Origin of the sequence: Roseibium denhamense (assembly GCF_009711415.1) — a bacterium.
GTDB lineage: Bacteria > Pseudomonadota > Alphaproteobacteria > Rhizobiales > Stappiaceae > Roseibium > Roseibium denhamense.
Window position 1 is genome coordinate 117,778 of sequence record NZ_SMLZ01000116.1, and the last position, 12,674, is coordinate 130,451.

At 58.0% G+C, this 12,674-nt stretch carries 15 protein-coding genes; 5 read left to right on the forward strand and 10 right to left on the reverse strand.

Features of this window, described 5'->3' with window-relative positions:
- Positions 1-2 precede the first annotated feature (2 nt).
- Positions 3-1,019: a tRNA dihydrouridine synthase DusB gene (gene dusB, locus E1180_RS20490; protein ID WP_155194324.1), complete on the reverse strand. Its 1,017-nt coding sequence runs from the start codon at positions 1,017-1,019 to the stop codon at positions 3-5.
- A 153-nt stretch (positions 1,020-1,172) separates the two neighbouring features.
- On the opposite strand from dusB, the gene E1180_RS20495 reads away from it, so the two are divergent.
- The 5 genes from E1180_RS20495 (at position 1,173) to E1180_RS20515 (ending at position 4,652) form a co-directional block, all read left to right on the forward strand.
- Positions 1,173-2,426, forward strand: a complete 1,254-nt coding sequence (locus E1180_RS20495; protein ID WP_155194326.1) for a bifunctional 2-C-methyl-D-erythritol 4-phosphate cytidylyltransferase/2-C-methyl-D-erythritol 2,4-cyclodiphosphate synthase — start codon at positions 1,173-1,175, stop codon at positions 2,424-2,426.
- Positions 2,427-2,441: 15 nt separating this feature from the next.
- Positions 2,442-2,939 carry a CinA family protein gene (locus E1180_RS20500; protein ID WP_155194329.1) on the forward strand — a complete coding sequence of 166 codons (498 nt, stop codon included), beginning with the start codon at positions 2,442-2,444 and terminating at the stop codon, positions 2,937-2,939.
- A 97-nt stretch (positions 2,940-3,036) separates the two neighbouring features.
- Positions 3,037-3,504, forward strand: a complete 468-nt coding sequence (locus tag E1180_RS20505; protein WP_155194331.1) for a hypothetical protein — start codon at positions 3,037-3,039, stop codon at positions 3,502-3,504.
- Between the two features lie 154 nt (positions 3,505-3,658).
- Positions 3,659-4,135 (forward strand): hypothetical protein, encoded by a 477-nt coding sequence (locus E1180_RS20510; RefSeq protein ID WP_155194333.1) that lies wholly within the window; start codon positions 3,659-3,661, stop codon positions 4,133-4,135.
- Between the two features lie 94 nt (positions 4,136-4,229).
- Positions 4,230-4,652 carry a hypothetical protein gene (locus E1180_RS20515; protein WP_155194335.1) on the forward strand — a complete coding sequence of 141 codons (423 nt, stop codon included), beginning with the start codon at positions 4,230-4,232 and terminating at the stop codon, positions 4,650-4,652.
- Positions 4,653-4,675: 23 nt separating this feature from the next.
- On the opposite strand, the gene E1180_RS20520 is transcribed toward E1180_RS20515, so the two are convergent.
- From E1180_RS20520 to pdhA, 9 genes are all read right to left on the reverse strand, one after another.
- A complete protein-coding gene (locus E1180_RS20520) occupies positions 4,676-5,128 on the reverse strand; it encodes a type II toxin-antitoxin system RatA family toxin (RefSeq protein WP_155194338.1) in 453 nt (150 codons plus the stop codon).
- Positions 5,129-5,176: 48 nt separating this feature from the next.
- Positions 5,177-6,151, reverse strand: coding sequence for a lipoyl synthase (gene lipA / locus E1180_RS20525; RefSeq protein ID WP_155194340.1), 975 nt, complete (start codon positions 6,149-6,151; stop codon positions 5,177-5,179).
- A gap of 62 nt (positions 6,152-6,213) precedes the next feature.
- Positions 6,214-6,636 (reverse strand): acyl-CoA thioesterase, encoded by a 423-nt coding sequence (locus tag E1180_RS20530; RefSeq protein WP_155194343.1) that lies wholly within the window; start codon positions 6,634-6,636, stop codon positions 6,214-6,216.
- Between the two features lie 17 nt (positions 6,637-6,653).
- Entirely contained in the window at positions 6,654-6,893 is a 240-nt protein-coding gene (locus E1180_RS20535; protein WP_155194345.1) for a GlsB/YeaQ/YmgE family stress response membrane protein, read from the reverse strand.
- Between the two features lie 29 nt (positions 6,894-6,922).
- Positions 6,923-7,171 (reverse strand): GlsB/YeaQ/YmgE family stress response membrane protein, encoded by a 249-nt coding sequence (locus tag E1180_RS20540; protein WP_155194347.1) that lies wholly within the window; start codon positions 7,169-7,171, stop codon positions 6,923-6,925.
- 85 nt (positions 7,172-7,256) lie between these two features.
- Positions 7,257-8,705, reverse strand: coding sequence for a dihydrolipoyl dehydrogenase (gene lpdA, locus E1180_RS20545; protein ID WP_155194350.1), 1,449 nt, complete (start codon positions 8,703-8,705; stop codon positions 7,257-7,259).
- A 74-nt stretch (positions 8,706-8,779) separates the two neighbouring features.
- Positions 8,780-10,129 carry a pyruvate dehydrogenase complex dihydrolipoamide acetyltransferase gene (locus tag E1180_RS20550; protein ID WP_155194352.1) on the reverse strand — a complete coding sequence of 450 codons (1,350 nt, stop codon included), beginning with the start codon at positions 10,127-10,129 and terminating at the stop codon, positions 8,780-8,782.
- Between the two features lie 18 nt (positions 10,130-10,147).
- Positions 10,148-11,539 carry a pyruvate dehydrogenase complex E1 component subunit beta gene (locus tag E1180_RS20555; RefSeq protein WP_155194354.1) on the reverse strand — a complete coding sequence of 464 codons (1,392 nt, stop codon included), beginning with the start codon at positions 11,537-11,539 and terminating at the stop codon, positions 10,148-10,150.
- A 14-nt stretch (positions 11,540-11,553) separates the two neighbouring features.
- Entirely contained in the window at positions 11,554-12,603 is a 1,050-nt protein-coding gene (pdhA, locus tag E1180_RS20560; protein WP_155194356.1) for a pyruvate dehydrogenase (acetyl-transferring) E1 component subunit alpha, read from the reverse strand.
- Positions 12,604-12,674 lie beyond the last annotated feature (71 nt).

The window sequence follows — 12,674 nt, forward strand, 5'->3', positions numbered from 1 at the left end:
TATCACGCGGCAGTCCGTCTGTTCGAGGAAGAAAACCAGTCGCCGATCATTGCCAGAACGTCGTCCGGCTTATGCGATGTCATGAGGAGTTTGCGGACATCGCCTGGAACGGCTTCGGCGTCCGTATCGTTTGCGGCCTCCAGATACCAGCCAAGGTGTTTGCGGGCGATGCGGATGCCGGGAATCACGCCATAATGGCCCAGTATGGCTTCATAATGCGCGCTCACCAGATCGGCAAAGTCTTGTCCGGAAGGTGCCGGGGGTCTCTCTCCGGTTGCCAGGAAATGGCCGACATGCCCCGGCAGCCAGGGGCGCCCGTAAGCTCCCCGCCCAATCATCACGGCGTCGGCACCGGACGCGTCGAGCATGGCCAGCGCATCTTCCGGCGACTTACAGTCGCCATTCGCGATCAGGGGAATATCAACCGCGTCCTTGACCCGCCGGATTGCTTCCCAGTCCGCCGTGCCCTTGTAGAATTGGCAGCGTGTGCGTCCGTGGACCGTTACAAGCTGAATGCCTGCGCCTTCAGCGCGCCGGGCAAGTTCCGGCGCATTGATTGTTCTTTCGTCCCAACCGAGGCGCATCTTCAATGTGACTGGGATATCAACCGCTTCTACGGTCGCTTCGATCAGCTCAAGAGCGTGATCGAGATCGCGCATCAGCGCAGACCCTGAATAGCCGGACGTTACTTTTTTGGCTGGACACCCCATGTTGATGTCGATGACGTCGGCGCCCAGACCTGCAATGACCTTCGCTGCCTCGCTCATCCAGGTTGCCTCGCGGCCCGCCAGCTGAACCACATGCAGCCCCTTGTCCTGTGCTTCGGCGCGCATCTGGGTCTCGGCATTGCCGCGCACAAAAGATTCGCTGGCGACCATCTCGCTGACAACCATGCCCGCTCCGAAGGACGCTGCCAAGCGGCGGAACGGCAAGTCGCTGACGCCCGACATCGGCGCTAGTACTGCACGATTTGGAAGGTCGTGGCATCCGATGCTGAGGTTTGTGCGGAGTGCGGTCATTTCTGTTTTTGCTTATTGTGTGTGCATTCTTCTCATTGCCTATATAGTAGACAATACGAGCGCTGCAACAAGTAGAAAATTGCGGGAAACACCGCTTCCCGTTTAAAGACGGTGGAGGACCCTTCTCGATTCCTCGAAAACGGAGCACACTTCATGGCCAAAACAGCCGCTGCCCTGGTGGTTGCCGCCGGACGCGGCACCCGTCTGACGCAGTCTGCAAGCGACTTGCCGAAACAATACAGGCACCTGGCCAGAAGTCCCATCCTGTCACATACGCTGAATGCGCTCGCAAGACATCCTCGGATTTTGCATATCTTGGTTGTTATTCATCCTGATGACATGGCCATCTATGACGCGGCGGTTGCCTGTTGCAGGCCGGAAACCCGTGCCAAGCTCGTTCCAGCTGTGGCCGGGGCGCAGACCCGGCAAGGATCTGTCTTCAACGGCTTGAAGAACCTGACCGGCCGCTGTGATGATGTGCTGATCCATGATGCCGCACGCCCATTTGTGTCAATGAAGGTTCTGGACAGGATTTTCAAGGTCCTGGAAACGGGCGCTGACGGAGCTCTTGCGGCGGTGCCGGTGTCAGACACGATCAAGCGGTCACATGGGCAGGACCACCCGCTGGAGACCGTCGACCGGACAAACCTTTGGGCCGCGCAGACGCCGCAGGCGTTCTCACTTGAAAAGATCCTTGACGCGCACACAAAAGCAGCTGACGCGGGCCGTATGGACTTTACCGATGATACCGGGCTTGCGGAATGGGCCGGGCTTAAAGTCATGTTGAGCGAGGGGGATGCGTCCAATTTCAAGATTACAACCCCCGCAGACCTGGCACGTGCGGAATATCAGGCGAGGAAAATGACCACTTCATCCAATCAGGACAGTCTTCCGCCCTTGTCGGAACTTCATGACGTCAGAACTGGCATTGGATATGACGTCCACGCGTTTGACGATGGCGCGTCCGTCATTTTGGGCGGTGTTGACATCGCACATACCCGGTCCTTGAAGGGGCATTCCGATGCGGATGTTGTGTTGCATGCGATCACAGATGCAACGCTCGGGGCCATCGGCGATGGCGATATTGGCCAGCACTTTCCGCCCAGCGACCCGGCATGGAAAGGGGCCGCCTCGGACCGTTTCCAGATTGACGCCGTCCGGCGTGTGTCGGAGCGCGGCGGCCGGCTAGCACACATTGACGTCACCATTGTCTGCGAAGAGCCGAAGATCGGACCGCATAGAGAGCTTATCCGAGCATCCATTGCCCAAATCTGCGGACTTCCTTTGGCAAGAGTGTCCGTGAAAGCAACGACGTCGGAACGGCTCGGCTTCACAGGCCGCAAGGAGGGAATTGCGGCCCTTGCCAGCGTTACGGTCCGGCTTCCCTTTAAAGATGCAGACAACTGAAACCGGAGGAACGACATGAACAAGGACTATGCGGACCTGATTCCGGCGGCGGAAGACCTTCTTGAAAAGCTCAAGGCGAAGGGCCTCATGGTGGCGACGGCCGAATCGTGTACGGGCGGGTTGATCTGCGGCCTATTAACGGAAGTTGCCGGCTCTTCCGCGGTCGTTGACCGGGGGTTCGTGACCTATTCCAATGAGGCCAAATCAGATCTGCTCGGGGTCCCTGTGGAGTTGATCGCCCGGCATGGAGCTGTCAGCAAGGAAGTCGCCGTTGCCATGGCCGAGGGAGCCCTGGCCCGGTCCCGGGCGCAGATCGCCGTATCGGTGACCGGGATTGCAGGTCCGGGCGGCGGCAGTGAGGCCAAACCGGTCGGCACCGTTCACATTGCTCTGGCCCGCACCGGCCACGAGACCCTGCACCTTCACTGCTGGTTTGCCGACAAGGGCCGAACATCGATCCGCGCGGAAACCGTCAGCTCGGCATTTATGACAATTTTAAACGCAATCGAATAGTTAAACCGCTGTTAACGGCGTCACAACTTCCAGCTATGCTTCCCTATAGGTCATGAGTATAGAGGTAGCCCTAGGCCTCTTGAGCAATTGGACGAGCATGAAACGCTGCCTGACATTTATAGTCGCATTTTTTGCAGTTGCCGGTGGTGCAATGGCCGCGGGTATTCCGCAGCCGGGGGATTTTTATCTGATCTCGCGCAACGACAGTGGAACATTTGTCGGCAGTCACAAGCTTTTCCGTGAATATTCCAAGGGATTGAAGAAGGTCGCCTATTGCGGCCGTGACTATTACGTCCGGGGGCATTCGGTTGCCTGGACGCATCTTGAGGTCGAGCGCGGCAACCTGGTTCAGATCGAATACAATTTCGGCCGCGGGTGGCGTCCTATCTGCCAGCGTCCTGATCAGCAGGTGCAGCTGACCGATATCGGAATTGATCTGCCAGCGGAACAAGTGCTTCTTCTTGGTGAGGGGGAGAGCGGGCCGAAGAGCCGGCTGTCAGCAATCGGCGCCCTGTTTCAGCCCAGCGGGATCGGGAACAAAGAAGGCTCTTTCCACCTCCGCTGAGGAAAGTGCCTGGCCTCCCGACACGCAGAGAAATAATCAGACAATTTTAATAAAAGCCGTTTGCGAAACCTAACGGACTTTCAAAATCCGTTACGTAAGGTGATGATCGAACCACTAGATCAACGCGAAATGATTTCGCGGATAAGGAATGGATATGTCAATCCGAAACGCGCTCGTCGCAGCTCTGATGCTGTTTGGCTTGAGCTTTACGTCATACGCCCACGCCGGTGGTATGTTCAACGGTGACATCTACATGATTTCCCGCGACTTGAATGAGACATTCCGGGGATCTCACAAGATCTATCAGCGCAAGGCAAAGGGTCTTATTGAGGTGCAGTATTGCGGCCGGTCTTACTGGGTGCGGTATGCAACGGTTGCCTGGACCCAGCTGGAGGTCGAGCAGCGGTTTGTCGTGCGGGTTGAATCCAACTGGGGCAAGGGATGGCGCCCGATCTGTGCGAACCCTGAGCAGCAGGTAAACCTTGCCCGGTTGGGGATATCGGAAGACCCGCGGGTGGTGATGCAAAATGACGGTGCAACCGTGAACCGGGTCAACCGGTTTGCCGCGATCCGCGATTCCTTTCGTCCGGCTGCCGGCGACAAACCAACCAAGTCGTATCATGCGAACTGACTGGCGGTTTGCGGCGTAAGATCTGCATAAGGTCTGGACTATAGAATGAACGGAAGCGAGAAATAGAGACCACCTGAAATTGAGGGCCCCTATCATGAAACGGTCGCTGGCAGTGCATTCTTTGATTGTCGTCTGGGGACTGAGCTTGAGCGGAACCGCTTTTGCGCAGGGGGATTTTTATATCCGGTCTCAGCACTCCAACGGAACCTTTACCGGATTCCACGAAATTTTGCCGGTTCCAAAACAGGGATATCACAAAGCGGAATATTGCGGCCGCACGTTCTGGGTGTCTTCGACAACGGTTATGTGGACCGAGGAAGAAGTCGAGGCCGGCCGCACCCTCATTCTGGAAGAGAATTTGGGCACCACGCGCCGGACAGTGTGTGCGGACAGCACGTCCTTTGCCACCCTCGATGATCTCGGGTTAAAGGCGCGCGAGGTGGAGAGCCTGCGGGGCGATACCGGGTTCACCGACACCAAGACACGCCTTCGCAATATCAGCGAAGCATTTAAGTAAGGCTGCGGGTTGCTGAGAAGCGGCTAGCTTCCGTAGACCTGATCGGCTCTCGCTTCAAAGGCGCTTGAGAACTTCCGGAACGCTCTGTCGAACATCACGCCCATCAGCGACCCGAGCGTGCGGCTTCTGAATTCGTAATCAATGTAGAAACCGACGGTGCAAACGCCCTCCCCCGATGTTTCGAAGGTCCAGCGGTTTTCGAGGTGTTTGAAAGGGCCGTCGAGATACTCAACCAGAATGACCTGTTCGTCCGGGCGCAATTCCACGCGGCTCGTGAAGGTTTCCTTGAACAGCTTGTAGGCAACGGTCATGTCGGCAATCAACACGGTGCGTCCGTCGGCCAGCTCCTTGCGCCCGCGAACCTGAAGGTCCTGGCAAAGGGGAACAAACTGCGGGTACTTCTCCACATCACCAACCAGACGGAACATGTCGTCGGCGTCGTGATTAACACGATGAGTGGATGAAAAACTAGGCATACCGCACCGGTCTCGTCTTCCGCTTTCTTGTGAGCCTTTTTGTGCTGCTTAGTGGCCGAGTTTCGCCTGCCTGGCCGCTCTAAGATCTGCAAAATCCTCACCGGCATGATGGGACGACCGAGTCAGCGGTGTGGCCGAGACTTTCAAGAACCCTTTTGCATATGCAATACGCTCGTAGCCCTTGAAGTCTTCGGGGGTAATGAAGTCCATCACCGGGTGGTGTTTCTTGGAGGGCTGCAGGTACTGTCCGATGGTCAGGAAATCGACGTCCGCCGACCGCAAGTCATCCATGAGTTGAAGGACTTCGTTGCGCTCTTCCCCGAGGCCAACCATGATCCCCGATTTGGTGAACATTTCCGCATCCAGCTCCTTAGCTCTTTGAAGCAAGCGGATAGAATGGAAGTACCGCGCACCGGGCCGAACCTTGAGATATTTCGAGGGAACGGTCTCCAGGTTGTGATTGAACACGTCGGGTTTCGCCTCGATGACAATCTCAAGGGCACCATCCTTGCGCAGGAAGTCAGGTGTCAGCACCTCGACGGTCGTTGCGGGCGATGTTTTCCGGATTGCATTGATGACGTCGGCGAAATGCGTCGCCCCGCCGTCGTCCAGATCATCCCGGTCAACCGATGTGATCACAACATGCTCAAGGCCCATGGCAGCAACAGCGTCAGCAACGCCTTGCGGTTCTTTGGGATCTACCGGTCCGGGCATGCCAGTGCGCACGTTACAGAAGGCGCAGGCGCGTGTGCAGGTGTCGCCGAGGATCATGAAGGAGGCGTGCTTCTTGGACCAGCATTCGCCGATATTCGGACATCCCGCCTCTTCGCAGACCGTCACAAGATTGTTCTGACGAACTGTCTTTTGGGTCTCTTTATAGACGGGTGACGTCGGCGCCTTGACCCGGATCCACTTGGGCTTCCGTTGGACAGGGTTGTCCGGCCGGTGTGCCTTTTCGGGGTGGCGCGGGCGCGCGTCCGTTTTTTCCTGCGAGCGATTTAGCGTGTCGACGATCGTAACCATGGGCCTTAAGTGTCGTTTTTATGTCGAAAGATCAAGCCGCAAACCGTTCATGCCAGCTAGCATTATGACGCAGGTCTCGTCAGGTCCGCTAGCCGCTGACGGGCTTTTTCCGGCAAGGGGTGCGATTTGCGGGTGATTTCGTTGGTCAGCACAATGACAGTCACCGCCTGTGCCACGGCGGCTCCATTCTGGAAAACCTTCTGGAACAGCTTGAAGGAGCTGCGGCCGGTGTCCAGCACGGCGGTCCCAATGTGGACGTCGCCCGGCCAGGTCACCTCCGCCAGATAGTCCAGTTCCAGCCGTGCAATGACGAATGCCGTCCCCTCGTCCAGCATGCGGTCGTCCATCAGGAATTCGACGCGGCCGGTTTCCAGGAAAGTGGCGAACACGGCATTGTTCACATGACCCTGGCGGTCCGTATCGCCATACCGCAGTTTGTCGGTGGTTGTCAGCGGGAAGTCGCTGATAGCATTCAGATGCGTCATCCGGAAACCGTCCTTTGTTACTTGAAGACTTTCTTCCAGATGAACAGGAACAGGATCGACCCGAGAACCGCAATAATGAGACGGTCAAGGATCCCCCCGGTGACATTTAGGTTCAAAATAGATGCCAGTTCGCCGCCGATGAGCGCGCCGACCAGGCCGACGATGAGGCTGCCAAGAAAACCTCCGCGGCTGTTCAGAACCCGGTGGGCGACCGCCCCCGCGATCAGGCCGATGATAACAGTAATGATCAAACCCATCGCGGGAGGCTCCTAAAGTCCGGGAAAAATCAGGCGATGAGCCGTGCAAGCAGAACCACGACAATCGCACCAATGGCAGCAACGACAATCTCGTTCACATATTGATTGCCAAGATTGATGTTGATCCCAACAAGCTTGAACAGGAACCCGCCGACGAAGGCGCCGATCAGGCCAATGATCAGATACCGGATCAATCCGCCGCCACCGACAAAAATGCTTGCGAGCCAGCCGGCAATGATCCCGATGGCGACCCAAATCAGAATAGCTTTAACGTCCATCACATCCTCCAGGGCAAGAATTTATACCCAGACAGCACGGTAGTGATTTTGCTGCCCGGGTCTAATGAAGCTTCGATGAAAGATGTTAGGCGTTCAAAACGCGGCCGTAAGCGTCGAGAACCGATTCCTTCATCATTTCCGACAGCGTTGGATGTGGGAAGATGGTGTGCATCAGTTCTTCTTCGGTCGTCTCCAGGTTCATGGCGACCACAAAGCCCTGAATAAGCTCGGTGACCTCCGCGCCGCACATATGAGCGCCCAGAAGTTCGCCGGTCTTCTTGTCGAAAATGACCTTGATCATGCCGTTATCTTCGCCAAGCGCAATCGCCTTGCCGTTGGCGTTGAACTGGTAACGGCCCACCCGGATTTCGCGGCCGTCGGCTTTTGCTTTCGCTTCGGTCAGGCCAACGGAGGCGACCTGCGGATTACAATAGGTGCATCCCGGGATCTTGCGGTGATCCATTGGATGCACGCCATCGACACCGGCAATCTTCTCGATGCAGATAACGCCTTCATGCTCAGCCTTGTGGGCCAGCATGGGTGGTCCGGCAACGTCTCCGATGGCGTAGAGGCCCGGAACATTGGTCTTGCCGTAGCCGTCGATGACGATGCAGCCGCGGTCGGTTTTGACACCCAGGCCTTCAAGCCCCAGGTTTTCAATGTTACCTTGAACGCCAACCGCTGAAATCAGGTGATCGGCCTTGATCTGGCTGGTTTTTCCGTCCTTGGTTTCCACATGCGCGGTGATGCTGTCGGCGGCCTTGTCGACTTTGGTCACCTTGGCTTCCGTGATGATCTTGAGACCGCGTTTTTCAAGCGCCTTACGGGCGAATTTCGAGATTTCCTCGTCTTCGACCGGCATGACATTCGGCATGAGTTCGACAACCGTGACGTCGACGCCCATGGACCGGTAGAAAGAGGCGAACTCGATCCCAATGGCACCCGATCCCATGACCACGAGCGACTTCGGCATCTTGGACGGTTTCATTGCCTCGAAATAGGTCCAGATCAGTTTGCCGTCCGGTTCAATCCCCGGGAGCGCGCGCGGCCGGGCGCCGGTCGCGACGATAATGTGTTTGGCCGTGTAGGTGCCCTCGCCTTTTACGCCTTTCGGCACCGGATGCTGAGGCTCAACAGCGGGTTTTGACGGCTTGCCGACAACAATCTCGCCTGGCTTTTTCAGCTTGGCCTCGCCCCAGATCACATCGATCTTGTTCTTTTTCATCAGGAAGCCGACACCACCGTTCAAGCGTGCGGAGACGCCGCGTGAGCGGGCAACCACGTCTTTCACGTCGGCTTTCATGGTCCCGTCCAGCGTCAGGCCGAAGCCCTTGGCATGGTTTGCATGGTCCATGATTTCAGCTGAGCGCAGAAGCGCCTTGGTCGGGATACAGCCCCAGTTCAGGCAGATGCCGCCGAGATGTTCGCGCTCGACAATTGCGGTTTTGAAACCGAGCTGTGCAGCCCGGATCGCGGTCACGTAGCCGCCCGGTCCGGAGCCGATGATGATCACGTCGTAATTGGTATCTGCCATGGTGCGTTCCCCGGCGAAAGAAGTCATCAGTCAATAAAGGCGCGGCAGAGGTACCGCGCCTTTGAGAGCTTGCATCAGACCAGCATGCTCATCGGATTTTCGATGTAGCCCTTGAAGGCCGCCAGAAGTTCCGCGCCAAGCGCCCCGTCCACACAGCGGTGGTCGGTTGACAGCGTGACCGACATGACCGTCGCGACAGCCAGCTCGCCGTCTTTCACGACAGGGCGTTTTTCACCCGCGCCGACCGCGAGAATGGTCGCATGCGGCGGATTGACGACGGCGGAGAAGTTCTTGACGCCCATCATGCCCATGTTGGACACAGCCGTGGTGCCGCCCTGATACTCCTCGGGCTTCAGCTTGCGGTCCTTAGCGCGCTTGCCCAGGTCCTTCATCTCGTTGGAAATGACGGATAACGGCTTTTCTTCTGCGCGGCGGATGATCGGCGTGATCAGGCCGCCCGGGATCGAGACTGCAACGCCGACATCGGCATGCTTGTGCATGACCATGTTGTCGTCCGTCCAGGACACGTTTGCATCCGGAACATCGCGCAGGGCCAGAGCAAGCGCCTTGATGGTCATGTCATTGACCGACAGCTTGTAAGCGGGGTTCCCGTCCTTGTCCTTGGAGGCACTGCCGTTGAGCTGGGCTCTGAGCGCCAGCAAGGCATCCAGCTCGCAGTCCACGGACACATAGAAATGCGGGATGGTCTGTTTGGATTCGGTCAAGCGCTTTGCGATGGTCTTGCGCATGCCGTCATGCGGCACGAGTTCGTAAGAGCCTTCGGCAAAGTTCTTGAGAACCTGATCGGCGGACGGGCCTGCTGCTGGCGCGGAGGCTGCCGGAGCTGCCTTCGGAGCCTCAGCAGTTGCCGGAGCTGCCTTGCCGGTCCCGGCGGCGACAGCTGCCTCAATGTCCTTCTTGACGATCCGGCCATGCGGGCCGGAACCCGATAGAGCCTTCAGATCAAGGCCGTTGAGTTGCGCCAGACGCCGTGCAAGTGGAGACGCAAAAATCCGGTTGCCGTCAGCCCCTTTCGGTACCGGCACCGGTGCGGTTGCCGCTTCTGCGCCAACCGGTATGACTTCCTGTGCCCCTGCATCGGTTGCCGAAGCAGTTTCCAGAGCAGCTGCAGCCGGGGCTGCTCCGCCGCCGCCGGATGTGTCAATGGCGCTGGCATCTTCGCCATCTTCCAAAAGCACAGCGATCAGCTCATTGACCTTGACGGCCGCGGTGCCTTCCGGAACGACGATCTTGCCGACCGTTCCCTCATCGACGGCTTCCACTTCCATGGTGGCCTTGTCGGTTTCGATCTCGGCGATAACGTCGCCTGCGGAAACCGTGTCGCCTTCCTTGACCAGCCATTTGGCCAGGTTGCCCTCCTCCATCGTCGGAGAGAGAGCCGGCATGGTGATATTGATTGGCATGTCCCGTATCCCCTCGCCTTAGGCCGTGTAGGTGACGGCTTTGACCGCGTCGATGACTTCCGCAACGCTCGGCAATGCGAGCTTTTCGAGATTTGCGGCATAGGGCATCGGAACGTCCTTACCGGTAACGCGCAGGATCGGGGCATCGAGATAGTCGAAGGCCTTTTCCTGGACCTGGAATGCGATCTCGGAGGAGACCGAGCACATTGGGAAGGCTTCTTCCACGGTCACGATCCGGCCGGTCTTGCGGACCGATGCCAGAACGGTGTCGATGTCCAGCGGGCGGATCGTGCGCAGGTTAACCACCTCCGCTGAGATGCCCATTCCGGCCAGCTCTTCGGCGGCCTTCATGGTGTAGGTCATGCCGATGCCCCAGGACACCAGCGTAACGTCCGTTCCGCCGCGCTCGATCTTCGCCTTGCCGATTGGCAGAACGAAGTCTTCCATGTCCGGAATTTCAAACGAGTGGCCGTAGAGGATCTCGTTTTCCAGGAAGATGATCGGGTTCGGGTCCCGGATGGCGGCTTTCAACAGGCCTTTGGCGTCCGCAGCCGAATATGGCTGCACGACTTTCAGTCCCGGCACATGGGCGTACCATGCGGCGTAGTCCTGGCTGTGCTGGGCACCAACGCGGGCCGCCGCGCCATTCGGACCGCGGAACACGATTGGAGCGCCCATCTGGCCGCCGGACATGTACAGCGTCTTTGCAGCAGAGTTGATGATCTGGTCAATCGCCTGCATGGCGAAGTTGAAGGTCATGAACTCCACGATCGGCTTCAGCCCCGCCATGGCAGCACCGACGCCCAGGCCGGCAAACCCGTGTTCCGTGATCGGCGTGTCGACAACCCGCTTTGCACCGAACTCGTCAAGCAAGCCTTGGGTAATCTTGTAAGCGCCCTGATACTCGGCAACTTCCTCGCCCATGACGAAGACATCGCCGTCGCGGCGCATTTCCTCGGCCATCGCGTCGCGAAGCGCTTCACGGACAGTCGACGCCTTCATGGTCGTGCCTGCCGGGATTTCAGGATCCTCTGCGGTTTCCGGTGCCGGGGCCTGAGGGGTCGGCGCGGACGCAACGGCTGGCGAACTCGGCGCTTCAGTGGCGGCTGGCGCTTCTGAAGCCGCCGCCGGTGCACTCCCGCCGCCATCCATGGCGCTGGCATCTTCGCCTTCGCCCAGCAGAATGGCGATCTTTTCGTTCACTTTGACGTTGTCGGTGCCCTCGGCGATCAGGATTTTACCGAGTGTTCCCTCGTCTACGGCTTCCACTTCCATCGTGGCTTTGTCAGTCTCGATTTCGGCGATCACATCGCCGGCAGATACGCTGTCACCTTCGGCTTTCAGCCACTTGGCAAGCTTGCCTTCTTCCATTGTCGGCGAAAGCGCCGGCATCAAAATGTCAATTGGCATAATGTCCCCCGGCCTTAAAGCAAAATGTCGGTGTAGAGTTCAGAGGCGTCCGGCTCCGGATCGCTTTGCGCAAATTCGGCAGCTTCGGCAACCCGGCCGCGGATTTCCTTGTCGATTGCTTTCAGATCGTCTTCCGTTGCCCATTTGTTGTCGAGCAAACGCTTGCGGACCTGTTCAATCGGATCATGCTCGGTGCGCATTTTCTGAACTTCGTCCTTCGACCGGTACTTGGCCGGGTCGGACATGGAGTGGCCGCGGTAGCGGTAGGTCACCATCTCCAGAATGTAGGGGCCTTTGCCGGCCCGACACCATTCCAGGGCCTTCTTGGATGCGGCCATGACGGCACGCACATCCATGCCGTCGACCTTTTCGCCGGGGATGTTGAAGGAGGCGCCGCGCTGGGACAGGTCGGTCATGGACGAAGAGCGTTCGACGCTGGTGCCCATGCCGTACTTGTTGTTTTCAATTACGTAAATGACCGGCAGCTTCCAGAGCTCGGCCATGTTGAAGCTCTCGTAGACCTGCCCTTGGTTGGAGGCGCCGTCTCCGAAGAAGGTCATGCAAACATTACCGTTTTCACGGTATTTGTTGGCGAACCCCAAACCGGTTCCAAGCGAGACCTGCGCACCGACGATGCCGTGACCGCCGTAAAAATGTTTCTCCTTGGAGAACATGTGCATGGACCCGCCCTTGCCTTTCGACAATCCGCCGCGGCGTCCGGTGAGTTCGGCCATAACGCCTTTCGGGTCCAGGTCCATGGCCAGCATGTGGCCGTGATCGCGGTAGGCAGTGATCATCTGATCACCCTCGATCTTGGCCATCTGCATCCCTACCACAACGGCTTCCTGCCCGATATAAAGGTGACAGAAACCGCCGATCAGACCCATACCGTATAACTGGCCGGCTTTTTCTTCAAATCTGCGGATCAGGAGCATTTCGCGGTAGGCGTGGAGTTCTTCATCTTTTTTGAACTCGGCGATCGCTGGCTCTGCCTTCTTGGCAGTGCTGCGGGACCGGCTGGTCGACTTTGCGCCAGCGGTTGTCGTTTTGGATGCTGCGGCCATAACCCTCACTCGGCGTGACGTTTCCCCTAAGACAAGTAGATGCACCCTAACCCGATGCAGCTGTCAATCCA